The following is a 22089-nucleotide window of genomic DNA, read 5'->3' as shown; positions in this document are numbered from 1 at the left end:
GGCGGTCCGGTGTAAATTGCGCAGGTGTCGTTGCTGCCCTCAGTCCTGAACGCGTTCCGCCCCAGCACCTCACCGCCGAGCACCGCAACGATCCTGCGGTCCGTCCTGTGGCCCATCGCCATCCTGTCGGTGATCCACCGCAGTTACGTACTGGGCACCAACGGCTACATCACCGATGACTTCGGCCCGGTCTACCGCGCCGTCATCAACTTCAAAATGGGCTGGGACATCTACAACGAGAACTTCAACCACGTAGACCCGCACTACCTGTACCCGCCGGGCGGCACGCTGCTGCTGGCGCCGTTCGGCTACCTGCCGGTGGACGCCGCGCGCTACTGGTACATCACCTTCAACGTCCTGGCCTTCCTGATCGCGGCGTACCTACTGCTGCGGATGTTCGACTACACGCTGTCCTCGGTGGCCGCACCGGCTCTGGTGCTGGCCATGTTCTGCACCGAATCCGTCACCAACACCTTGGTTTTCACCAACATCAACGGGTGCATGCTGCTGGGTGCGGTGTTGTTCTTCCGGTACCTGCTCAAGGGCGGCCGCAATGCCGAACTGCTCGCCGGCGCGGCCATCGGCCTGACGCTGGTCGTCAAACCCTCGCTCGCGCCGCTGTTGCTGCTACCGGTGCTCAACCGCCAGTTCTACACGTTGATCACCGCCGTCGGTGTGCCGCTGGTGTTCAACGCGGCGGCCTGGCCGCTGGTGTCGGATCCGATGAACTTCGTGCGGCGCACCGTGCCCTACATCATGGAGACCCGCGACTACTTCAACTCCTCGATCCTGGGCAACGGCATCTACTACGGCCTGCCGATGTGGCTGATCCTGACGCTGCGCATCGTGTTCCTGCTGCTGGCCGCGGGCAGCCTGTACCTGCTGTACCGGTACTACCGGCAGCGCGACCCGCTGTTCTGGCTGCTGACCTCGTCCGGGGTGTTGCTCACCGCATCGTTCCTGGTGCTGTCACTGGGCCAGGGTTACTACTCCACGATGCTGTTCCCGTTCCTGATGACAGTGGTGCTGCGAAACTCCGTGCTGCACAACTGGCCGGCCTGGCTGGCGGTATACGGATTCATGACGATGGATCGCTGGCTGCTGGCCCACTGGCCGACAACCGGACGGTTCCTGGAGTACATGAAGATCACCTACGGCTGGTCGCTGATGCTGATCGTGGTGTTCTGTGTGCTGTACTTCCGCTACCTGAACGCCAAGGCCGACAACCGGCTCGACTCCGGTATCGATCCGCCATGGATGACGGATGCCGATCGGCGCGCTAGCGTGAATTCATGACGACCGAACCCGCTCCCAGAGTGCAGCTGAGCGACGACGAGTGGCGCGAAAAGCTCACCGCCGCCGAATTCCAGGTGCTGCGCCGGGCCGGCACCGAGCGACCGTTCACCGGTGAATACACCGACACCAAGACCGCCGGCGTGTACGAATGCCGTGCGTGCGGCGCCGAGTTGTTCCGCAGCACCGAGAAGTTCGAATCGCACTGCGGCTGGCCGTCATTCTTCGACCCCGCCGATTCCGACGCGGTGATCCTGCGCCGCGACGACTCACTGGGCATGACGCGGGTGGAGGTGCTGTGCGCCAGTTGTCACAGTCATCTCGGTCACGTCTTCGAGGGTGAGGGCTATCCGACTCCCACCGACCAGCGGTATTGCATCAACTCGATATCGCTGCGTCTGGTGCCGACCAGCGCGACCTGAGCAGCGCCAGCATCTCCTGGGGCGCCAACGGCTCACTGAACAGGTAGCCCTGCCCCACCTGGCATCCGAAATCCCGGAGCACCGAAGCGGTTTCGGCGGTCTCGACACCCTCGGCGACGGTGGTCAGCCCCAGCTCGCGCGCCAGGTCGATCACCGACCGGACGATGGCGGCCGCCCGCCGATCGTCGGTCAGCGCCGTGACGAAACCGCGGTCCAGTTTGAGTTCGTCGATGTACAGATCGCGCAGGTACGACAGGGCCGAGAAGCCGCTGCCGAAGTCGTCGATGGCGACCCGGACACCGTTTTCGCGCAGCCGGGTGATGACGGCCCCGACGAGCTGATTGTTCTCGATCAGCAGGTCCTCGGTGATCTCCACCGTCAGCAGCCCGAAGGGCAGATCGCGCGACTGCAACGCCCGCTCGATGCGGACGGGCAGCTCACGGTCGGCCAGCGACGGCGCGAACACGTTGACCGCCACCGGAACCGAGAACCCGAGATCACGCCACTGGGCCACCTGGTCGAGCGCCTGATCCAGGACGAGTTCGTTGATCGGGCGCATGAGCCCGTGGTCACGTACCAGCTGCAGGAAATGATCCGGGCCCAGCAGACCCCGGTCCGGGTGCGGCCACCGCACCAGCGCCTCGATACCCACGAGCGTGTCGTCGTGCAGGTCGAATTTCGGCTGGTACACCAGGGTCAGTTCGCGGTTGTCGATGGCCTGTCGCAGCTGCCCCAGTGTCTGGATGGCCACCGCACTGTCGACGGCATCGACGGCGGCGATGCGACGTTGTTCGGTGTGGTCGGCATCCCCGACGAGCACGTCGTCGTCGGAATAGGCACGCACACCGCGGATCCGGGTGCGTTTGGCGGCATACATCGCCACATCGGCGCGCTTGAGCAGCTCCTCCGCCGTCAGTCGCGGTCCGTGCGAGGTGGCGACGGCCAGTCCCGCACTGGGACACAACAACAACTCGTGGCCGTCGACGACGAAGGGTTCACCGAAGGCGGCCACCACCCGGTTGGCCACCAGCCGGGCCTGGACCTCGTCGCCCTCCATCAACACCACGAACTCGTCGCCACCCATGCGGGCCACCGTGTCACTGGTCCTGGTGTGCCCGATGATCCGTTCGGCCGCCTGCACCAGCAGCGAATCGCCGGCCAGATGGCCCAGTCCGTCGTTGACCAACTTGAAGTCGTCGAGATCCAGTGACAACACCGTCACCGACTGCTCGTCGCGGTGATGCAACGCCACGGCGTGGGCCAGGCGATCGGCGAACAACGCCCGGTTCGCCAGCCCGGTCAGCGGATCCCGCATCGCTTGTGCCGCAACGGTTTCCAGCAGCCGCCGGTTCTCGCCGACGACGATGAACTGGCGCAGCAACACCAACACGATCAGCAGCACCGAGGCGATCAGCGCCGGCGGGATTCCGGGTGTCGCGGCGAACCGCACGGTCGCCGCCACCATCGCCGCCACGATGGGCACATAGGGCAGCCACATCGCCGCACGGGAGATCCGCTGATCGCTGTCGATGCCGGCGCCGGTTCCCCGCTGCGAACTCAGTGCCGCCAGCGCGATCAGCAACAGTCCCAGTGCCCAGCCGACGCTGCCGAAGGTGACGGCGGCGAAATCGTTGTGGGCGTTGGTGTATACGAAGATCCCGTCGGCGATGGCCATCAAAGTCATCCCGCACACCAGCAACGCGAGCGACCTCCGCTGACTGGGTTTGGCGCGGCCCAGGACCAGCACCGCGACGGTCAGCACACCGAGGTCGAGCACCGGATAGGCCAGCGCGAGACCGACGGCGAACCGACTGCTCCCGCCGGAGGTGAACAGCTGATCCAGCACTGTCCACCAGCCGATCTGGAAGAACGCGACCGCCACGATGAAACCGTCGAGCACCAACCTGCCGTGGGTGTAGGTTGAGGCGCCGGCGGGCACCGCAAGCAGGCCGACGCAGACGAACACGGGCAACATCAGGTAGGCGATATCGGCGACCGTCGGGAACGGCGACACCGCCAGCCACCATTCGTAATACGCCCAGATCACCGAACCTGCCGTGTATCCGGCCATCCCGATGCTCACGCACACCCAGACCGAACGGTCTCGGCCGCGCGCCCGCCAGGCGGCGTGGGCACAGCACGCGGTGACGAAGACCGCGATGAACACGAAGGCCAGATCCTCGACGGCGAGGCGGGTCTGCGCCGAACCCCAGCCGCCGATCAGCCAGACACAGAACGCCGAGGTGGCGACCGCAGCCACCACCCCGATCCTGCCGGCTATCGGCATTCCCGAACGCTAGCAAACATCGGCGATCCGGGGGCCGCGACTGACGGGACCGCCGTTACGGCAGCTTCGACAGCAACTGCTCGACACCCACCCGCGGACCGGTGAAGAACGGCGTCTCCTCGCGCACGTGGCGCCGCGCGTCGGTGTACCGCAGTTTCCACATGAGCTCGACGATGCGGGCCAGGTCCGGGCCCTCGAAGGCCAGGATCCACTCGTAATCACCGAGCGCGAATGCCGGCACGGTGTTGGCTCGCACGTCGGGGTATTCGCGTCCGGCCATCCCGTGCTCGACGAGCATCTTGCGCCGCTCGTCCTCGGGCAGCAGATACCAATCCAGCGACCGCACAAAGGGATACACGCAGATGTAGTCACCGGGATCCTCACCGGCGATGAATGCCGGCACATGGCTCTTGTTGAACTCGGCCGGCCGGTGCAGGGCGACCACGCTCCACACCGGGTCGCTGGCCAGCCCCAGCGTGGTGCGCCGGAACGCCGAGTAGGTCGCCTGCAGATCCTCGATCCGTTCGGCGTGCGTCCAGATCATGTAATCGGCGTCGGCCCGGAAACCGGTGACGTCGTAGAGGCCGCGGACCACGACACCGTGCTCCTCCTGCTCTTTGAGGAACGTCGCGGTCTCGTCGATGACGGAGCTGCGGTCCTCGTCCAGCGCCTCGGGCTGGACGGCGAAAACCGAGATCATCATGTACCTGGTCATCGAGTTCAGCGTGTCGTAATCGAGCTTGGCCATACGCCCTATCCTGCCACCAGCCGTGCGGCCGCCTTGGCACCGGACCCGACACAGGCGGGCACCCCGATCCCGTCCAGATAACCGCCGGCGACGGCCAGCGCCGGCGGCAGACCGGCGCGCAGTTCGGCCACCAGATCGGCGTGGCCGGGACCATATTGCGGCATGGCCTCGATCCAGCGCTGCACGCGGTAGTCGACCGGGTCCGCGGCGATGCCGAAAACGTCCTGCAGATCGGCCAGCGACCAGTTCAGCATGTCGTCGTCCCCGACGCTGCGGGCCATGGTGTCGCCGAAGCGGCCGTAGGACAACCGCACCAGTTCGACGTTGCCGCGCCTGCCCCACTTGCGTGAGGTCAGCGTGATCGCCTTGGTGTGCAACTGCTCGCCGGAGGCCACCAGCACACCGGACTGGTCCGGCAGCGGTGTCCCGCCGGGCAGTGCGAGCGCCACGAGCGCGGTCGAGGCCACCGGGATGCGCCGGGCGGCGGCCGCGCTGCGCGCCGCGATGGGCTCGATCAGGCGGGCCAGTCGTGGGGCGGGCACCGCCAGCACGACGGCGTCGGCGCGCCAGCGGCCGCCTTCGTCGTCGACCAGCTCCCAGCCGCGCCCGGACGGCACCACCGACTCGATGCCCACATGTGCCCAGCGCAACCCGGATTGGCGGGCCAATTCGTCGACGAGCACACCGTAGCCGCCGTCCAGCGCCCCGAACACCGCACCGGGTTGCGGTGGCGGCAGTGCGGTGCGGACCGCCTCGGTGAGGTTGCGTGCCCCGCGGTCCAGCGCGGTGGCCAGCGTCGGGAACGCCGCGCGCAGCCCGATGGTGGCCGCCGATCCGGCGTACACCCCGGTCAACAGCGGCTCCACCGAGCGCGTCACCACCTGGGAGCCGAAGCGGTCGCCGATCAGTTCGGCCACCGAGGGGTCGGCGCCGGGCCGCCAGTTCAGCGGACGACGCGGCTCGTCGACGATCCGGGCCACGGTGGCGTCGTCCACCAGGCCGGCCACCGAATCGGCGTGCACCGGGACACCCTGCAGCGTGCCGGTGGGCAGTGGATGCAGCCGGCCCTGGCTGTAGATCAGTGGCCGGGCACCGGCGCTGGCGACCTGACGATGGGTCAGGCCCAGCTCGGCGAGCAGGGCCGGCACCTCGGGCCGGCGGGTGATGAATGCCTCGGCGCCCAGATCCATCGTCATGCCGCCGACCTGTTCGGTGCGCAGCACCCCGCCGAGCCGGTCGGCCGGATCGAACAGTGTGATGTTCGCGTCCGGACCGGCCGCGACGCGCAGCCGGTAGGCGGCGGTCAAACCCGAGATACCGCCACCGACAACGCAATACGTCGACGTCACAACGAATGCACCAGCGCGACGAGGTCGGTCACCACCCCGGGATCGGTGGCGGGCAGCACACCGTGGCCGAGGTTGAAGATATGGCCGGACGCCCCGGCCTCGATCGCCGCCCGACCATCCTCGACGACACTGCGCGCGGCGCGTTCGACCACCGGCCATCCGGCGAACAGCGTCACCGGGTCCAAATTGCCCTGCAGCGCCTTACCGGCGCCGACGCGCTGGGCGGCCGCCGCCAGCGAGGTGCGCCAGTCGACGCCGACCACGGTGGCACCGGCCTCGCCCATCGCGCCGAGCAGTTCGGCGGTACCGACACCGAAGTGGGTCATGGGGACCCCTGCCGAGGCGAGCGTCGCGAAGATCCGCGAGCTGTGCGGCAACACGTAGGCGCGGTAGTCGGCCAGCGACAGCGTGCCCGCCCACGAATCGAACAGTTGGATGGCGTCCACGCCGGCATCGAGTTGAGCCTGCAGGAAGGCGATTGTCAGATCCGTCAGCGAGGTCATCAGCGCGTGCCAGGTCTGCGGCTCACCGAGCATCATCGCCTTGGTCTTCTCGTGGTTGCGGCTGGGACCGCCCTCCACCAGATACGACGCCAGGGTGAACGGGGCGCCGGCGAAACCGATCAGCGGAACCTCACCGAGGGCGGACACCAGCAGTGCGACGGCCTCGCTGACCGGCGCGACCTGCGAGCGTTCCAGTGGCTTGAGCGCGTCGACGTCGGCGCGCGACCGGATCGGGTGCTCGATCACCGGGCCGACGTCGGGCACGATGTCCAGCGCAACGCCCGCGGCGCGCAGCGGCACCACGATGTCGGAGAACAGGATGGCCGCGTCCACCCCGTGCCGGCGGACCGGTTGCAGGGTGATCTCACAGACCAGTTCCGGATCGAAGCAGGCAGCCAACATGCTGTGCTGTGCCCGCAGGGCCCGGTACTCGGGCAGCGAACGTCCGGCCTGCCGCATGAACCACACCGGGGTGCGGGTCGGGGTGCGGCCGGCGGCGGCGGCCAGGAACGACGACTCTGGCAGGTCACGACGGGTGCTCATCGGCCCCTATGTTGCCACGCGCCGCGAAGTCGGCGCGCCTGCGCAAGGCTGAGACCAGTTGGGGCTAGCGTCGGTCACTGTGACGTCCGCCGAACCGGCTCAGTTCCGCACCGCGGTTGCGGCGATGAATGCCGCTACCGTGCGGCCGGAGATCGAGCTCGGGCCGATCCGTCCGCCGCAGCGGCTGGCCCCGTTCAGCTATGCGCTGGGCGCCGAGGTCCGCCACCCCGATACCGCCATCGTGCCGGAGCGCTCCGAGGGTGACGCGTTCGGCCGGCTGATCCTGCTACACGATCCCGAGGGCGCCGAGGCCTGGGACGGCACCATGCGCCTGGTCGCCTATATCCAGGCCGACCTGGACTCCAGCGAGGCCGTGGACCCACTGCTGCCCGAGGTCGCATGGAGCTGGTTGGCGGATGCGCTGGCCAGCCATGCCGAGGCGGTCACCGCCCTGGGCGGCACCGTCACCGCCACCACGTCGGTGCGCTACGGCGACATCTCCGGGCCGCCGCGCGCGCACCAACTGGAATTGCGGGCGTCGTGGACGGCGACCGATCTGGAGTTGGGACCGCACGTACAGGCATTCTGCGAGGTCCTCGAGCACGCGGCCGGACTGCCGCCCGCCGGCGTGACGAGCTTGGGATCCCGCACCCGCGCCTGACATGACCGAATCCGAGGAAACCGGGGCCGAGCCCGAGCCGGAAGCAACTCCCCTGCTGGCCCCTGCAGATGGGGTGCCACCGGTGGCGTTCTACCCCAGCGACATGGTCAAGGCCGCCGATCTGCTGGCGTCGGGCACCGGGCCGTTCGCCATCGACGCCGAGCGGGCGTCCGGGTTCCGCTACTCCAATCGTGCCTATCTGATCCAGATCCGCCGGGCCGGCGCCGGCACCGTGCTGATCGACCCGGTGAATCACGGCGGGGACTCGTTGACCGTGATGGCGCCGCTGGCGCAGGTGCTGAGCACCGATGAATGGGTGCTGCACGCCGCCGATCAGGATCTGCCGTGCCTGGCCGAACTGGGGATGACCCCGCCGCGGTTGTACGACACCGAGCTCGGTGCGCGGCTGGCCGGGTTCGAGCGGGTCAACCTCGCCGAGATGGTGCGTCGGCTGCTCGGTCTGGGCCTGGTGAAGGGTCACGGCGCCGCCGACTGGTCCAAGCGGCCGCTGCCGGCGGACTGGCTGAACTACGCCGCGCTGGATGTCGAGGTGCTGCTGGAACTGCGCGAGGCCGTCGCCGCGGTGCTGGCCGAACAGGGTAAGACCGAGTGGGCGGCACAGGAATTCGAGCATCTGCGCACCGCCGAACCGCCGACCACCCGGCGCGACCGTTGGCGGCGGACATCGGGCATCCACAAGGTGCGCGATCCGCGCGCCCTGGCCGCCGTGCGTGAACTGTGGGTCACCCGCGACCACATCGCGCAGCGCCGGGATATCGCGCCCGGACGCATCCTGCCCGACGCGGCGATCATCAATGCCGCGACGACCGATCCCGACACGATCGAAAAGCTCACCGCGCTTCCGGTGTTCGGCGGCAGCCGGCAGCGGCGCAGTGCACAGGTATGGCTGGATGCGCTGGCCCGGGCCCGCACCGACCCCGATCCGCCCACCGGCTCGGAGCCCACCACCGGTCCGCCGCCGCCGGCACGGTGGTCGCGGCGCAAACCCGAGGCCGCCGAACGTCTGGAGGCCGCCCGCACCGGGCTGGCCGAACTGTCGCAACGTGTTTCGGTGCCCACCGAGAATCTGCTGACCCCGGATACGGTCCGCCGCTTGTGCTGGGATTGGCAACCGGTGCCCGATGTGCGGGCCGGTGTCGAGGATTTCCTGGTGGCCTGCGGTGCGCGGCCATGGCAGCGGGAGTTGACGGTGCCGGTGCTGACGACAGCCTTGACTACACAGCCCGACGCGTAGCGGAGGACGCCGACGTGGCCGAAAAAGACGAGACGCACGACGAGAAGGACCGCCAGCGGTTCGCCGATCGCGTCCTCAGCATCGTCGAGGACGCCGTCTACTGGGCCATCGCGGCGATTCTGGTGGCCGGAGCGGTGGCCTTGCTGGTGGCCCAGGTCAGGACCATGTTCTCGCTGTTGGACAAGCCCACCTCCAACGTCATGCTGGAACTCCTGGACGGCGTGCTGCTGATCTTCATCTTCGTCGAATTGCTCTACGCCGTGCGGACCAGCCTGCGGTCCCACGAGATCGCCGTCGAACCGTTTCTGATCGTCGGAATCCTGGCTTGTATCAAAGAGATCGTGGTGCAGTCGGTGGAGGCGGCCAAGCTCGTGGGCCAGGGGCCGGAATTCGCCCGGACCATCGTGCAGACCGGGGTGCTCGGCGCACTGGTGCTGGTACTGGCGGTGGCGGCGTGGGTGCTCAGACAACGCCGCCTGGCGGCTCCGCCTGACGAGGACGACTGAGCGCCACGCAGACAGAGCCGACTAGTCGACGCTGTTCTCGACCCGGTCGCCGACCGCCGAGCCCAGCGCCGCCACCCATCCGGTGATCTGGCGGGCGATGTGCTGATCGGTCAACCCGACCTCGGTGAGCACCTCACCGCGGGAGGCATGCACCTGAAACTCCTGCGGCACACCCACATCGCGGCACGGCACGTCGATCTCGTTGTGCCGCAGAGCCGCCGACACCGAGGACCCGATGCCGCCGTGGACCCCGTTGTCCTCGAGGGTGACGACGAGTTTGTGCGCTCTGGCCAGGGCATGCAGCGCCTGCGGAACCGGCAGCACCCAGCGCGGATCCACGACCGTCACGCCGATGCCCTGCTGCTGCAGACGCTGTGCGACGGCCAGACCCATCTGGGCGAAGGAGCCGACGGCGATCAGCAGCACATCCTCGGATGATCCGGGGCCGGGCTTGGCCAGGATGTCCACACCGTCGCGCCGCTCGATGGCCGGAATGTCTTCGCCCACAGCACCCTTGGGGAATCGGATGGCGGTCGGGCCGTCCTTGACGTCGAGCGCCTCACCGAGTTCCTCACGCAGCCGGGATGCATCGCGCGGCGCGGCCACCCGCATCCCCGGCACGATGCCCAGGATCGACAGGTCCCACACACCGTGATGGCTGGCGCCGTCGGGGCCGGTGACACCGGCGCGGTCCAGCACGATCGTCACCGGCAACTGGTGCAGGGCAACGTCCATCATCATCTGGTCGAAGGCGCGGTTGAGGAAGGTGGAGTAGACCGCAACCACCGGGTGCATACCGCCCATGGCCAGGCCGGCCGCCGAGGTCATGGCGTGCTGCTCGGCGATGCCGACGTCGAACAGCCGGTCCGGGTACTGCTGGCCGAACGCTGCCAGGCCGGTCGGGCCGGGCATCGCCGCGGTGATCGCCACGATGTCGCGGCGTCGACGCGCGATCCGGATCAGCTCGTCGGAGAAGGTGCCGGTCCAGCCGGGGGCGGACTCCGAGGTCGCCAGACCGGTCACGGGATCGATGATGCCGCAGGCATGCATCTGTTCGGCCTCGTCGGCCTCGGCGGGCGCAAAACCCATGCCCTTGCGGGTGACGACATGCACGATCACCGGCGCGTTGAAACCACGCGCGTGCCGCAGCGCCGCCTCGACGGCGTGCTCGTCGTGGCCGTCGATCGGGCCGACGTACTTCAGGCCCAGGTCGGTGAACATGGCCTGCGGCTGCAACGCATCCTTGAGGCCGGCCTTGACGCTGTGCATGCACTGGTAGCAGATCTCACCGATGACGGGGACGCCGCGCACCACATCGCGGCCCTTCTCCAGCAGCTTCTCGTAGCCGGGCTGAAGCTGCAGTGCCGCCAGATGATCGGCCAGTCCGCCGATCGTCGGCGCATAGCTGCGACCGTTGTCGTTGACCACGATGACCACCGGCCGGTTGGACCCGGCGATGTTGTTCAGCGCTTCCCAGCACATACCGCCGGTGAGCGCGCCGTCGCCCACGACGGCGACGACATGCCGGTTGCGGTGGCCGGAAAGCTCGAAGGCCTTGGCCAGACCGTCGGCATAGGACAGCGCGGTGCTGGCGTGGCTGGACTCGACCCAGTCGTGCTCGCTCTCGGCGCGGGACGGATAGCCCGACAGGCCGTCCTTCATCCGTAGCTGATCGAAATCGGCTGCGCGCCCGGTCAAGATCTTGTGCACATAGGACTGGTGCCCGGTGTCGAAGATGATCGGGTCATGCGGCGAGTCGAAGACCCGGTGCAGTGCCAGGGTCAACTCGACGACGCCGAGGTTGGGGCCCAAATGTCCGCCGGTTGCAGCTACCTTGTGAATCAGGAATTCACGGATCTCACCGGCCAGCTCGTCGAGCTGCGACTGCGACAGGCGCTGCAGATCTGCGGGTCCGCGGATCTGTTTAAGCATCCCGCCAGCTTACCTACGTGTCACCCGTCAGTCCTGTCGAGGCTGGTAGATGTCGGGCACGCCGTCGTGATCATCGTCGGCGGTCTCGGTTTCCTGGATCCGGCGATAGGCGGCGTTCCTGGTGGCCAGCAGCACCGACGCCAGCACCGCGGCCGACAACGAGCCGGACAGCACACCGACCTTCACGAATTCCTCACGCCCGGGCTCGGCGTAAGCAAGATCACCGATCAGCAGCGACACCGTGAACCCGATCCCGGCGAGCATCGACACGCCCAGGACATCGATCCAGCGCAACGTGGAGTCCAGCTCCGCGCGGGTCACCTTCGACAGCGTCCAGGTGGTGAGGAAGATGCCGATCGGCTTGCCCAGGACGAGGCCGAGCACGATGCCCAGGGTGATCGGATGCGCCAGCGCGTTGGCCAAGCCGCTGAAACCGCCGAGGCTGACCCCGGCGGCGAAGAAGGCGAACACCGGGATGGCGACACCGGCCGACAGCGGCCGGCTCTTGTGCTCGAAGTACTCGGCCATCCCCGATCCGAGTTCGTCGCCCGTGCGGGTCACGGAGCGGTGGACGGGCACCGCGAAGCCGAGCAGCACACCGGCGACGGTGGCGTGCACCCCGGATTCGTGCATCAGCACCCAGGTCGCGATCGACAGCGGGATCAGGATCCACCAGGCCTTGATGCCGCGTTGCACACAAAGGGCGAACAGCGCCAACGGGATCAACGCCGCGGCGAGCGCGACGACGTCGAGATCGTCGGTGTAGAAGACCGCGATCACGGTGATGGCCAGCAGATCGTCGACGACCGCGAGGGTCAGCAGGAACATCCGCAGGGCCGACGGCAGATGGGTGGAGATCACGGCGAGCACGGCCACCGCGAAGGCGATGTCGGTCGCGGTCGGGATGGCCCAGCCGTGTAGCGCACCCTCACCGCCCCGTGCGGCGACCGCCGCGAAGATCAGCGCGGGTACCGCCATGCCGCCGACGGCCGCGGCGATCGGCAACGCGGCACGGCCAGGGTCGCGCAGGTCACCGGCGACGAACTCGCGTTTGAGTTCCAGGCCGACGACGAAGAAGAACAGCGCGAGCAGTCCGTCGGCGGCCCAGTGTCCGACGCTGAGGTTCAGGTGCAGGCCGAACGGTTCACCACCGATCTCGAAATCCCGGATGGCGAAATAGGTGTGGGCCCACGGCGAATTGGCCCAGATGATGGCGGCTGCGGCGGCGACGAGCAGGATGACGCCGCCGACGGTCTCCTTGCGCAGGATCTCCGAGACCCTGCGGGCTTCCGGCCATGAGCCGCGTGAGAGAAGTCCGGGGTTGTCCATGGGGCTCCCTTGGTCGGCGTTGCACGATCGCCGACCAGACTTCCCGGCACACCGGAAGTTGACCCTATTACACCTCGTCGAGTTCGGCGTCGGGGCGGGTCCAGCCCAGGATCATCGCCGGCGAGCAGCCACCGATCAGCAGGACCGTCAGTGCCATCAGACCACCGGCGTAGGGCATGTTGGGGTCGGTGCCCCCGGTGATCACGGCACCGAAGATCAGGTAGGCCACCGGAATCATCATCAGATTCTGTGTGATGGTCAGCCCGATGGACCGGGCGCTGTTGCGTTGGGCGATCTCGTATTCGTCCAAGGCGCCCTTCGGCGCATCACCGCGCCGACTGGACACGATCTGCATGGCGATCCACACCGGGAAGAACACCAGACAGGCCGGCAGCCACAGCAGCGGCGCCCAGTCGACACCGAATGCGCACAGCACGCTGACGCCGAACATGAACGTAAAGGTGACCGCGAGTGTGATGACGAGGATCCGCCTGCGACGGCGGCTGCGCCACGCGGGTAACGACGTGGCCCACACGTTCTCCTGCTTGAGGAACCGTCTGGTGCGGTAGTCCTGGTAGCGCTCGAGCAGATCCATCTCAGCCATCGTCGCGGCCCCCTTCGATTCGTCGGTACACCTGGGCGGACAGCGGCGCGAACTCGGTCCGTGAGAACACCGCCTCGACCGGAAGATCGAACACATCGCAGATCCGGAAGGCCAGATCGAGGCTCGGGTAATGGTCGCCGCGTTCCAGCGCGCCGACCGTCTGCGGGTTCACCTCGATCTGCGCCGCCAGGTCGGCCCGGCTCATTCCGCGTTCCGCGCGCAGCACGCGGATACGGTTGTGAATGGGAAGTGATTCCCCCCGTTTCACCGGGCTCATACAACCTATTGTTGGGAAAACCCAACGAATCGTCAAGACTGGTGCGTATACCGGCCGCGCACCCACTGGGCCGGATGGCGCGTCCGGCGGCGCGGCCGATAGCGCCGCAGACCGGCGGACCGGACGGGCCAATGCCGTGGGCGTGTCCGCCTGGCCGCACCATCGCGATATCGCGCCTTGTACGTGGCCAGATCGATCGGCTTACCCCAGAGACCGCCCTCGCGGCGGCCGGCGATGCGGATCTCCACCACCGCGGCGATGAAGGCGCCCACCGCGATACCCGCGGGCACCGCCGCCAGCCAACTCCCCGCAGCCCATCCGGCGATGAAGATGCCCAGCGCCATGAAACCCACGACCCCGAAGATGAACCCGATGTACGCGACGGTCGTCCCCGACAGATTTCTCATCACAATCACCTCGCGCGGTGGATACCCACTCCAGGCTGATCGCAGCACGTTATCCAGAACCAGATCAGGCCGCCTCGGCGCGATGTTCACCCGACTCGTCGGCCGACTGTTCGACGCGGCGATAACGGGCGCGGTAACGCTCGGCATCAGAGGACTTCGACTCGGACCACGGGCCGCCGGCCCGCGCGCCACTTCGCAAGCCTGCGATAGCGGCACCGAAGGCGATGACCACGCCCGGCCCGCCCAGCCACGCCAGCGGACTCTGCGTCGCCAGCGCCGCGACGAACAGTCCGAGCACGGCGAACCCGAGCAGACAGCACAGGTAACCGAGGAAGACGAGCGATGCACCCGAAAAACGCTTGAACAAACTCACACCTCTCATTTCGAACACCATCACCAACAATACGCTACGCGTAGCGTATCGCTCCGTTCAGCGTAGTCTCAGGCCTGAAATCTGTGGGCAGCCAAGCCGAGGAGAACTGTTGACACCGCCGACGGATACGGGCGACCGAATCGCCGACTCCGCCCTTCACCTTCTGCGGACCGGCGGTTCGAGGGCTGTCACCGTGCAAGGGGTTCAGACGCACTCCGGCATCGCCAAGACGACCATCTATCGCCGCTTTCGAAACCGCCGCGAGATGCTGAGGTCCGCGCTGTCGGCGTCGATGACCCCGCCGCCGGCGCCCCCGCGGGCAGACCCATCCGATCGTTTGCGCTGGCTCATCCGACAAGCCGTCGCGGCGGTCGACGGCGGGATCGGATTCGGCGGTTTCGCATCACTGTTGACCGAAGAGGACCCCGAGTTCATCGGGCTGTTCAGGGAAGTACTGTCCGAGCAGCGCGCCGCCCTGGTCGCGGTCGTCAACGAACTCGGCGACGATGGCGCCATCGCCGCAGGCCTCGATCCGGAGACGCTGATCGATGCCATAGTCGGCACATACGTCGCGGCACGTGCCCGCACCGGCGACCCGGGCAACTGGGAAGAGCGCACGTTCGCTCTGCTGAAGACCGCACTTGTCGTACGCCAGGTGTAGCCTTCATTCGTGTTCGAAAGTTTGTTCGATCTGGATCCCGCGGCCTCCGAGGAGGAGCTGCGGGACACGGTCGCGCACCTCGAACGCCTGAAGTCGGCCGCGGCCGCTGCCCAGGCGCGGGTCACCGCGCTGTGGTGGGCGAAACGACGGGCCGCCGAGGCCGCCGCCGGCGTCCCTGCCGCCAAACGCGGTCGCGGGCTGGCCGCCGAGGTCGCCCTGGCCCGCCGAGACTCGACCAAGAAGGGCGACCGACATCTGGGGTTCGCCAAGGCGCTCGTCCATGAGATGCCCTACACGTTGGCGGCCCTGGAGGCCGGGGTGCTCTCCGAATGGCGGGCAACCATCATCGTCCGCGAGTCGGCCTGCCTGGACGTCGATGATCGCCGCCGCCTCGACAAGGAGATGTGCGCGGACCCCGCCACGCTGGAGGGCCTGGGCAACACGCGCATCGCGGCCATGGCCAAGACGATCGCCTACCGGCTCGACCCGCACGCCGTTGTCGACAGGGCGGCCAGGGCGCCCGCGGATCGAACGGTGTCCACACGGCCGGCAGCCGACAACATGGTGTACCTGACGGCGCTGATGCCCCTGGCGCAGGGAGTGGCCTGCTACGCCAGCCTCAAACGACAGGCCGACGTCACCGGCGACGGCCGTTCTCGGGGACAGATCATGGCCGACACACTGTATGAGCGCGTCACCGGTCGCGTCGCCGCGGAACCGGTGCCGATGACGGTCGATGTGGTCCTCTCCGATGAAGCTCTCGTCGGCAACAGCGATGACCCGGCGTACGTCCAGGATCACGGCCCGATCCCCGCGGAACTGGCGCGCCGACTGATCACCGAGGCCATCGACAAACAGGGTTGGGTCGAACTGCGCCGCCTGTACGCCGCCCCGGCGACCGGAGCGCTGGTGGCGATGGAGTCCCGCGCCCGCGAGTTCCCGAAGGGACTGGCTCAGTTCGTCCGCCTACGCGACCAGGTCTGCCGAACGCCGTTCTGCGATGCGCCGATTCGCCATATCGACCATGCGCGCCCGCACAGCCGGCACGGGCCGACCAGTGCCCTGAATGGCCGAGGGTGCTGCGAGCAGTGCAACTACACCAAAGAACAACCGGGCTGGCACGTCCGGACGTTCTTCGATGCCGCGGGCAACCACGTCACCGAACACACCACCCCGACCGGCGCGGTCTATCGATCGACGGCACCACCGGTCGCCGGCGGGATGCGAATACTGACCCGTGACGTCCACCTCGTCACGATCAACCGCGCGGCCTGAACTACCGCGTCAGCACCGCCACGCATTCGACGTGGTGGGTCAGCGGGAACGAGTCGAAGACCCGTAGTGTCTCGACGGCGTACCCCTGTTTGAGGTACTCCCCCACATCACGGGCGAACGATGCTGCCTCGCAACCGATATGGATGATCCGCGGAACTCCCGCCAACGCCTCGATGATCTCGCGGCCGGCTCCCGAACGCGGCGGATCCAGCACGGCGACGTCGGGACGTGAGGGCTCCGCCGTGATGGCGCGGCGCACGGAATCGGTGACCACCGAGACCTGCGGCAGGTCGGCCAGCGCGGTGCGCGCGGACCGTGCCGCACCGCGCGAGGTGTCCACCGTCAACACCCGCCCGGTCACGCCCACACCGTCGGCCAGAACGGCCGCGAACACGCCGGCGCCGCCGTACAGATCCCACGCCGTCATCCCCGGTTGCAGCGCGGCCGCATCCCGGATCAACGCGCTGTAGGCGCGCGGTGCATCCTTGTGCGCCTGCCAGAACGCGGTCACCGGCACCTGCCAGCGACGCTCACCGATGCGCTGCACCGCTTCGTACTCACCCTCGATCACCTGGGTGCCGGCCTTGCGCCCGCTGCGCGGGCCGGCCTGCACGACATGGCGACGGCCCTCGTCGTCGAGAGCCACATGCAGTTGCGCGCCGGGGGTCCACCGCTGTCCATCGAGGCCGTCGACCAACCCGTCGGGCAGTTGCGCACAGTTCAGCGACTCGACCAGTTCGTCACTGTGATAGCGGTGGAATCCGGCACGGCCGGCGTCGGAGACATCCAGTCGCACCCGGGTCCGCCAGCCGGTCGCGGCGCCGTCACCGATCGCCTCGGCGACTCCGTCCCATTCGTACCCGCCCAATCTGCTGAGCTGGTTGGCCACCACCGCACCCTTGAGCCGGCGGGCGGCTTCCGGCGCCACGAACGCCAGGTCGCAGCACCCTGAACCCTGCGCGCCGGCGATCGGGCACAGCGGGTCGACCCGGTCCGGCGATGCCTCGAGCACCTCGACAACATCGGCGTGCCAATAGGATCCGCGCTCGGACATCACCTGCACCCGCACCACCTCGTCGGGCAGCGCGTGGCGCACGAACACCACCCGCCCGTCGTGGCGCGCCACACAACTGCCCCCGTTGGCCGCAGGCCCGGTGGTCAGCGTCAGAACGGTCAATCCAGAAATCCTCTGCGTGCATCGCCGGGTGCGGATTGCGGCTGCATGGTCTTGAGCCGCTCCGACGAGTTGAGCTGCCAGGGTACCGAAGTCACCATGACGTTCGGCTCGAAGAGCAGCCTGCCCTTCAGCCGCAGCGCGCTCTGATTGTGCAGGACCTGCTCCCACCAGTGCCCGACCACGTATTCGGGGATGAAGACCGTGACGACGGTGCGCGGGGACTCCTTGGTGATCCGCTTCACGTAATCGAGTACCGGCCTTGTGATCTCACGGTAGGGCGAGGCGATCACCTTCAGCGGTGTACTGACGTCGCTGTCCTCCCAGGTGTGCACCAGCTCACGGGTCTCGGCGTCGTCGACGCTGACGGTGATGGCCTCCAGCACATCGGGACGGGTGGCCCGCGCGTAGGCCAGCGCGCGGCGCGTCGGCAGGTGCAGCTTGGAGACCAGGACCACCGCGTGGTTGCGGCTGGGCAGCACGATGTCCTCGACCTCGGCCTCCTGCTCGTCGAGCTCACGCGCCACGGTGTCGTAATGCCTGCGGATCATCTTCATCAGCACGAACAGCGATCCCATCGCCAGGATCGCGATCCAGGCGCCCGCCATGAACTTGGTGACGACGACGATCACCAGCACCGTGCCGGTGCACGCACAACCGATCGCGTTGATCACCCGCGAACGCATCATGTGCCTGCGCACCGCCGGATCGGTCTCGACCCGCAGGTAGCGCGTCCAGTGCCGGACCATGCCGATCTGGCTGAGGGTGAACGAGACGAACACACCGACGATGTAGAGCTGGATCAGGTGGGTCACCTCGGCCTGGAACGCGACGACGAACCCGATGGCCGCCAGCGCCAGGAACAGGATGCCGTTGGAGAACGCCAGCCGGTCGCCGCGGGTGTGCAACTGCCGCGGCAGGAACCGGTCCTGGGCCAGGATCGCGCCCAGCACCGGGAAACCGTTGAACGCGGTGTTGGCCGCGAGCACCAGGATCAGAGCAGTCACCCCGGCGATGGCGTACAGGCCGATCGGGAAATCGTGGAACACCGCATCGGCGAGCTGGGCGATCAGGGTCTTCTGGTGATAGCCCTCGGGCGCGCCGACCAGTTGCGTCTCGGGATGCTCGGCGATCTTCACGCCGGTTTCCTTGGCCAGCATGATGATGCCCATGAACAACGTGGTGGCGATCACACCGAGCATGAGCAGCGTCAAGGCGGCATTGCGCGATTTCGGCTTCTGAAAGGCCGGAACCCCGTTGCTGATCGCTTCCACACCCGTCAACGCAGCGCACCCGGACGAGAACGCCCGCGCAACCAGGAACACCATGGCCACCGCCATCAGGTCGCCGTTCTCGGAATGCACATCGAAGGATGCGGATTCGGCGCGCAGATCGTGGTCGAGCACATAGATCTGGAACAGCCCCCAGCCCAGCATGACGAAGATGCCGATCATGAAGGCGTAGGTGGGAATCGCGAACGCGGTCCCGGACTCCCGGATGCCGCGCAGGTTCAGCGCCGCCAGCAGCAGTATCGCCGCCACCGCGAACCACACCTTGTGCTGGTTGATGAACGGCACCGCCGACCCGATGTTCGCCATCGCCGACGACATGGAGACAGCCACCGTGAGGACATAGTCGACCAGCAGCGCGCTGGCCACCGTCAGCCCGGCCGTTCCGCCGAGGTTGGTGGTGACGACCTCGTAGTCGCCGCCGCCGGACGGGTAGGCGTGCACGTTCTGCCGGTAGCTGGCGATGACGATCATCATCACCAACGCGACGGCCAGACCCACCCAGGGCGCGAACGAGTAGGCCGCCAAGCCGGCCATGGACAGCACCAGGAAGATCTCTTCCGGTGCGTAGGCGACCGAGGACAGCGCGTCGGAAGCGAACACCGGCAAGGCGATCCGCTTCGGCAGCAGCGTGTGCGACAGCTTGTCACTGCGGAACGGTCGACCCAGGACCAACCGCCGGGCGGCGGTCGAAAGCTTGGACACGAGTGCCAAGAGTAAGCGCACCGGCGATTGGCTGTAGCGTTCCGGGTGCGCTGGTTGAATGGCGTGTCAGATGTGACGGTATTCCTGGACGACGGCCAGAGAGGACCGAGAGTGCGGGTAGTCGTGATGGGGTGCGGCCGGGTCGGCGCCTCGCTGGCGGACGGGCTGGCCAGAATCGGCCACGAGGTGGCGGTCATCGATCGTGATTCCACCGCGTTCAACCGGCTGTCCCCCGAGTTCACCGGCGAGCGCGTGCTGGGCATGGGTTTCGACCGGGATGTGCTGCTGCGCGCGGGTATTCAAGAGGCCGGCGCCTTCGCCGCGGTGTCCTCCGGCGACAACTCCAACATCATCTCCGCCCGGGTGGCCCGCGAGACGTTCGGCGTCGAACGCGTCGTCGCGCGTATTTATGACGCCAAGCGCGCCGCCGTCTACGAGCGGCTCGGCATCCCGACGGTGGCCACCGTCCCATGGACCACCGATCGACTGCTCAACGTGCTGACCCGGGAATCGGAGACCACCAAGTGGCGTGACCCGTCCGGCAATGTCGGGGTCGCCGAGCTACCCCTGCACGAGGATTGGGCCGGACATCCGGTGACCGAATTGGAATCCGCCACCGGCGGCCGGGTCGCGTTCATGCTGCGGCTCGGTTCGGGGCTGCTGCCCGACAGCAAGACGATCATCCAGGCCGGCGATCACGTGTTCATCGCCGCCATCTCCGGACATATCGGCGAGGCGCTGGCGATCTCGGCGCTGCCGCCCAGCGAGGACAACGAATGAAGGTCGCCATTGCCGGCGCCGGGGCGGTCGGCCGGTCCATCGCCCGCGAACTCGTCGGCAACCACGAGGTCACGCTGCTGGAACGCGACCCCGAGCACATCGACGTCGACGCCATCCCGGCCGCGCACTGGCGCCTCGGCGACGCCTGCGAGATCAGCCTGCTGGAGTCGGTGCGCCTGCAGGAGTTCGACGTGGTGATCGCCGCGACCGGTGACGACAAGGCCAATGTGGTGGTCAGCCTGCTGGCCAAGACCGAGTTCGCGGTGCCACGCGTGGTGGCGCGGGTCAACGATCCGCGCAACGAGTGGCTGTTCGACGAGAACTGGGGCGTCGACGTGGCCGTGTCCACCCCACGCATGCTGGCCTCGCTGGTCGAGGAGGCCGTCGCGGTCGGCGATCTGGTGCGGCTGCTGAGCTTCCGCAAGGGCCAGGCCAACCTCGTCGAGATCACCCTGCCGGATGACACGCCATGGGGCGGCAAGGCCGTCAAGCGGCTGAACCTGCCGCGCGACGCCTCGCTGGTGACGATCCTGCGCGGTCCGCGGGTCATCGTGCCCGAGGGCGACGAGCCACTGGAGGGCGGTGACGAGCTGGTGTTCGTCGCAACGGCCGAGGCCGAGGACGAACTGCGCGAACTACTCCTGCGGCCGCAGGGCAGGTGATTCCTGCAGCGCCTTCTGCGCGGCCCGGATGGCGAACCAGGTGATCAGCGCGGCCACACCGGTCAGCGGCCAGCCCATGGCGATCCTGGCCACACCGAGCATGCCGACATCATCGGCGTCATACAGGTGGCGCTGCACGACGAACCGGGCGGCGAACACCACCGCCCAGGCACACGTCGCGACGTCGAAGGCGAGCACCGCTCGGCGCACCGACCGCCACTGCCGGCCCTGTCCGCTGAACCAGCCCCATGCATAACCCACCACCGGCCGGCGGATCAGCACCGAGACGGTGAAGATCGCGGCGTACACGAGCGACATCCAGATGCCGTAGGCGAAATAGCCGCGCGATTCCCCCAGCCACCACGCGATGAGTGCGCTGATGCCGACGCCGATGAATCCGGACACCGCCGGTTGGATCGTTTCTCTGCGGATCAACCGCCACACCAGGACCAGGGCCGCCGTACCGAGCGCCGCGTAGATCGCGGGCATCAGGCCGAACTGCGTGGAGACCGGGACGAACACCAGCACCGGCAGGGAGGAGTAGATCAGCCCGCTGACGCCGCCGATCTGGTCCAGGACGGCCTGGGCGCCCTTCTTGGGCGGCTCCTCGGTGGGTGTCTGTTCGGCGGAGGTCGGCTCCGTCACTTCTGAATCTCGTAGTGCGGGTTGTAGATCGCCTTGGCACCGCTGTCCAGCTTGCCGAGGCGGCCGTGCACGCGCAGGGTGCGGCCTGTTTCGATACCGGGGATCCGGCGCTGGCCCAACCAGACCAACATCACCGCGTCGGTGCCGTCGAACAGCTCGGCCTTGACTCCCCCGGCGCACGCCTTGCCGTTGCACTCGACGCTGCGCAGGGTGCCAACCATGGTGACTTCCTGGCCGCGTTCACAGTCGATGGCCTTCTGCGCGCCGGTGCCGGCCGCCTCATCGCTGAGTTCCTCGACGTCGAGTTGCTCGGGATCTTCCGTGAGCCGGCGGGTAAGCCGGCGGAGATACCCTTCGGCGGTAGCCATGACCTCTCCCTCACCGCGGATCGTCTTCGATCCACATACTG

The 22089-nt window shown here is 67.7% G+C and carries 23 protein-coding genes; 9 read left to right on the top strand and 14 right to left on the bottom strand.

Annotation, left to right across the window (positions count from 1 at the left end; translation table 11 throughout):
• Nucleotides 1–24 precede the first annotated feature (24 nt).
• Nucleotides 25–1296: an arabinofuranan 3-O-arabinosyltransferase gene (gene aftC / locus ACWDUN_RS03840; RefSeq protein WP_449924769.1), complete on the top strand. Its 1272-nt coding sequence runs from the start codon at nucleotides 25–27 to the stop codon at nucleotides 1294–1296.
• Nucleotides 1293–1715 (top strand): peptide-methionine (R)-S-oxide reductase MsrB, encoded by a 423-nt coding sequence (gene msrB / locus ACWDUN_RS03835; protein ID WP_449924766.1) that lies wholly within the window; start codon nucleotides 1293–1295, stop codon nucleotides 1713–1715. Before aftC ends, msrB begins: the two co-directional genes overlap by 4 nt.
• Here the strand turns inward: msrB and ACWDUN_RS03830 are convergent.
• The 4 genes from ACWDUN_RS03830 to hemE are packed head-to-tail and all read right to left on the bottom strand — an operon-like array spanning nucleotide 1672 to nucleotide 7145.
• Nucleotides 1672–4002 carry a putative bifunctional diguanylate cyclase/phosphodiesterase gene (locus tag ACWDUN_RS03830; protein WP_449924764.1) on the bottom strand — a complete coding sequence of 777 codons (2331 nt, stop codon included), beginning with the start codon at nucleotides 4000–4002 and terminating at the stop codon, nucleotides 1672–1674. The genes msrB and ACWDUN_RS03830 overlap by 44 nt on opposite strands.
• A gap of 55 nt (nucleotides 4003–4057) precedes the next feature.
• On the bottom strand, nucleotides 4058–4750 hold the full coding sequence (gene hemQ, locus ACWDUN_RS03825; protein ID WP_449924761.1) for a hydrogen peroxide-dependent heme synthase: 693 nt from the start codon (nucleotides 4748–4750) through the stop codon (nucleotides 4058–4060).
• A 5-nt stretch (nucleotides 4751–4755) separates the two neighbouring features.
• On the bottom strand, nucleotides 4756–6099 hold the full coding sequence (locus ACWDUN_RS03820) for a protoporphyrinogen oxidase (protein WP_449924758.1): 1344 nt from the start codon (nucleotides 6097–6099) through the stop codon (nucleotides 4756–4758).
• Nucleotides 6096–7145 carry a uroporphyrinogen decarboxylase gene (hemE, locus tag ACWDUN_RS03815; protein ID WP_449924756.1) on the bottom strand — a complete coding sequence of 350 codons (1050 nt, stop codon included), beginning with the start codon at nucleotides 7143–7145 and terminating at the stop codon, nucleotides 6096–6098. The genes ACWDUN_RS03820 and hemE overlap by 4 nt, the downstream gene beginning before the upstream one ends.
• A gap of 79 nt (nucleotides 7146–7224) precedes the next feature.
• Here hemE and ACWDUN_RS03810 point away from each other — a divergent pair, with 79 nt between their 5' ends.
• From ACWDUN_RS03810 to ACWDUN_RS03800, 3 genes are read left to right on the top strand one after another with little or no spacing between them, the layout of a single operon-like run.
• Nucleotides 7225–7806: a DUF3000 domain-containing protein gene (locus tag ACWDUN_RS03810; protein ID WP_449924754.1), complete on the top strand. Its 582-nt coding sequence runs from the start codon at nucleotides 7225–7227 to the stop codon at nucleotides 7804–7806.
• Between the two features lies 1 nt (nucleotide 7807).
• The gene (locus tag ACWDUN_RS03805; protein ID WP_449924751.1) at nucleotides 7808–9061 is read left to right on the top strand and encodes an HRDC domain-containing protein; all 1254 of its coding nucleotides are present in this window, start codon (nucleotides 7808–7810) and stop codon (nucleotides 9059–9061) included.
• A 14-nt stretch (nucleotides 9062–9075) separates the two neighbouring features.
• A complete protein-coding gene (locus ACWDUN_RS03800; protein ID WP_449924748.1) occupies nucleotides 9076–9567 on the top strand; it encodes a phosphate-starvation-inducible PsiE family protein in 492 nt (163 codons plus the stop codon).
• 21 nt (nucleotides 9568–9588) lie between these two features.
• Here the strand turns inward: ACWDUN_RS03800 and dxs are convergent, their stop codons facing one another.
• From dxs to ACWDUN_RS03770, 6 genes are all read right to left on the bottom strand, one after another.
• On the bottom strand, nucleotides 9589–11499 hold the full coding sequence (dxs, locus tag ACWDUN_RS03795; RefSeq protein WP_449924746.1) for a 1-deoxy-D-xylulose-5-phosphate synthase: 1911 nt from the start codon (nucleotides 11497–11499) through the stop codon (nucleotides 9589–9591).
• Nucleotides 11500–11526: 27 nt separating this feature from the next.
• Nucleotides 11527–12828, bottom strand: coding sequence for a Na+/H+ antiporter NhaA (gene nhaA / locus ACWDUN_RS03790; RefSeq protein WP_449924743.1), 1302 nt, complete (start codon nucleotides 12826–12828; stop codon nucleotides 11527–11529).
• 67 nt (nucleotides 12829–12895) lie between these two features.
• Nucleotides 12896–13432, bottom strand: coding sequence for a hypothetical protein (locus ACWDUN_RS03785; RefSeq protein WP_449924740.1), 537 nt, complete (start codon nucleotides 13430–13432; stop codon nucleotides 12896–12898).
• Nucleotides 13425–13709, bottom strand: coding sequence for a helix-turn-helix transcriptional regulator (locus ACWDUN_RS03780; RefSeq protein ID WP_449924738.1), 285 nt, complete (start codon nucleotides 13707–13709; stop codon nucleotides 13425–13427). Before ACWDUN_RS03780 ends, ACWDUN_RS03785 begins: the two co-directional genes overlap by 8 nt.
• 32 nt (nucleotides 13710–13741) lie before the next feature.
• Nucleotides 13742–14116, bottom strand: coding sequence for a hypothetical protein (locus ACWDUN_RS03775; protein ID WP_449924736.1), 375 nt, complete (start codon nucleotides 14114–14116; stop codon nucleotides 13742–13744).
• 64 nt (nucleotides 14117–14180) lie between these two features.
• The gene (locus tag ACWDUN_RS03770) at nucleotides 14181–14498 is read right to left on the bottom strand and encodes a hypothetical protein (RefSeq protein WP_449926344.1); all 318 of its coding nucleotides are present in this window, start codon (nucleotides 14496–14498) and stop codon (nucleotides 14181–14183) included.
• A 100-nt stretch (nucleotides 14499–14598) separates the two neighbouring features.
• Here ACWDUN_RS03770 and ACWDUN_RS03765 point away from each other — a divergent pair, with 100 nt between their 5' ends.
• Both ACWDUN_RS03765 and ACWDUN_RS03760 read left to right on the top strand, forming a co-directional pair.
• Nucleotides 14599–15150: a TetR/AcrR family transcriptional regulator gene (locus ACWDUN_RS03765; protein WP_449926239.1), complete on the top strand. Its 552-nt coding sequence runs from the start codon at nucleotides 14599–14601 to the stop codon at nucleotides 15148–15150.
• Nucleotides 15151–15159: 9 nt separating this feature from the next.
• A complete protein-coding gene (locus ACWDUN_RS03760) occupies nucleotides 15160–16425 on the top strand; it encodes an HNH endonuclease (protein ID WP_449924732.1) in 1266 nt (421 codons plus the stop codon).
• 1 nt (nucleotide 16426) lies between these two features.
• Here the strand turns inward: ACWDUN_RS03760 and ACWDUN_RS03755 are convergent, their stop codons facing one another.
• Nucleotides 16427–17602 (bottom strand): class I SAM-dependent RNA methyltransferase, encoded by a 1176-nt coding sequence (locus tag ACWDUN_RS03755; protein ID WP_449924730.1) that lies wholly within the window; start codon nucleotides 17600–17602, stop codon nucleotides 16427–16429.
• Entirely contained in the window at nucleotides 17599–19593 is a 1995-nt protein-coding gene (locus tag ACWDUN_RS03750; RefSeq protein ID WP_449924727.1) for an APC family permease, read from the bottom strand. Before ACWDUN_RS03750 ends, ACWDUN_RS03755 begins: the two co-directional genes overlap by 4 nt.
• A gap of 111 nt (nucleotides 19594–19704) precedes the next feature.
• On the opposite strand from ACWDUN_RS03750, the gene ACWDUN_RS03745 reads away from it, so the two are divergent.
• Complete coding sequence (locus tag ACWDUN_RS03745; RefSeq protein ID WP_449924724.1) at nucleotides 19705–20373, top strand: potassium channel family protein; 669 nt, start codon at nucleotides 19705–19707, stop codon at nucleotides 20371–20373.
• Nucleotides 20370–21035, top strand: coding sequence for a potassium channel family protein (locus tag ACWDUN_RS03740; protein WP_449924721.1), 666 nt, complete (start codon nucleotides 20370–20372; stop codon nucleotides 21033–21035). Before ACWDUN_RS03745 ends, ACWDUN_RS03740 begins: the two co-directional genes overlap by 4 nt.
• Here the strand turns inward: ACWDUN_RS03740 and ACWDUN_RS03735 are convergent.
• Complete coding sequence (locus tag ACWDUN_RS03735; RefSeq protein WP_449924719.1) at nucleotides 21009–21680, bottom strand: DUF3159 domain-containing protein; 672 nt, start codon at nucleotides 21678–21680, stop codon at nucleotides 21009–21011. The two genes, ACWDUN_RS03740 and ACWDUN_RS03735, sit on opposite strands and share 27 nt — an antisense overlap.
• Nucleotides 21677–22048, bottom strand: a complete 372-nt coding sequence (locus ACWDUN_RS03730) for an OB-fold nucleic acid binding domain-containing protein (RefSeq protein WP_449924716.1) — start codon at nucleotides 22046–22048, stop codon at nucleotides 21677–21679. Before ACWDUN_RS03730 ends, ACWDUN_RS03735 begins: the two co-directional genes overlap by 4 nt.
• Nucleotides 22049–22089 lie beyond the last annotated feature (41 nt).

The organism is Mycobacterium sp. NPDC003323 (assembly GCF_053589535.1).
Note: the sequence above shows the minus strand (reverse complement) of the source record. Positions and strands in the feature narration are given on the sequence as shown.